This is a genomic window from Roseivivax halotolerans (genome assembly GCF_900115815.1).
GTDB classification, from domain to species: Bacteria; Pseudomonadota; Alphaproteobacteria; order Rhodobacterales; family Rhodobacteraceae; genus Roseivivax; species Roseivivax halotolerans.
The window spans coordinates 1-1,231 of record NZ_FOXV01000041.1 but is presented as its reverse complement, the minus strand read 5'-3'; the positions used below and the strand labels follow the sequence as shown (position 1 = coordinate 1,231).

Sequence of the window (1,231 nt, the reverse complement as noted above, 5' to 3'; positions counted from 1 at the left end):
TGGTCTGCCCCCACCGAGTGGTCCAGTTAGTTTGTTAGTGCATGGTCGGCCTCTGGTCTATCGGCACGATGCTCTCTGGCGCTGGTGGACGGTATCCCAGAGCGCTGTGCGGCCTGACTGTGTTGTAATGGCGACGCCATCTTTCGATCAGGATCTGGGCCTCGCGTAGCGAGTAGAAGACCTCGCCGTTTAGCAACTCGTCCCTGAACCGGGCGTTGAAGCTCTCGCAATAGCCGTTCTCCCAAGGTGAACCAGGAGCAATGAACGCGGTTTTCGCGCCCACGGCTCCAATCCATGCCCGCACCTTCTTGGCAATAAATTCCGCGCCATTGTCGGACCGTATGTATTCTGGCGAACCGCGCAGGATGAACAGGTCGGTCAAAGCATCGACCACATCGACAGAATTGAGCTTGCGTTTGACACGGATCGCCAGCGCCTCCTTGGTAAATTCGTCGATGATGTTGAGGGTGCGATAGACCCGCCCGTCGTGGGTCCGGTCCTGCACGAAGTCATAGGACCAGACATGGTTCGGGCGTTCCGGCCTGAGCCGGATGCACGAGCCGTCATTCAGCCAGAGCCGACCCTTCTTGGGTTGTTTTAGCGGGACTTTCAGCCCCTCCCGCCGCCAGATCCGTTCAACGCGCTTGTGGTTCACATGCCAGCCGCTGTTGTTCAGCATGCCCGTGATCATGCGATACCCGTAACGCCCAAACTCTCGCGTCAGCGCGATGATGTCATCGGTCAGCCGGTCTTCATCCGGCAGACCTATGGGCACCTTGCGCTGCGTCGAGCGATGCTGTCCCAATGTGCGACAGGCCCGGCGCTCAGATACGCCAAGGGTCTGCCGCACATGGTCGATACATCGACGACGGCGGGCGGGGCTCAGTAGTTTCCCCGGGCGGCCTCGGTCAGGATCATCTTGTCCAACGTCAGATCTGAAACCGCGCGCCTGAGCCGGGCATTCTCATTCTCGAGCTGCTTCAGCCGTTTGAGCTGGTCTCGGCTCATGCCACCGTATTCCTTGCGCCATCGATAGTAAGTCTGCTGCGTCACGCCGATCTGGCGAACAGCATCGGCAATCGAGCTTCCTTGTCCTTGCAGAACTTCAACCTGCCGCAGCTTCAGCACGATCTCTTCGGGCTTGTCTCGCTTTCCAGCCATCTCTCTGGTCCTCCTGACATCGGGATAAAACTATCCCAGTTCGTGGACCACTTCAGTGGGGGCACTCCAG

At 59.0% G+C, this 1,231-nt stretch carries 1 protein-coding gene; it reads right to left on the bottom strand.

Annotation, left to right across the window (positions count from 1 at the left end):
* Positions 1–34 precede the first annotated feature (34 nt).
* A protein-coding gene (locus BM171_RS18625) for an IS3 family transposase (RefSeq protein ID WP_093016155.1) occupies positions 35–1,161 on the bottom strand; the annotation gives its coding sequence in 2 pieces (ribosomal slippage) (positions 35–897 and positions 897–1,161; 1,128 coding nt in all).
* Between the last annotated feature and the right edge of the window lie 70 nt (positions 1,162–1,231).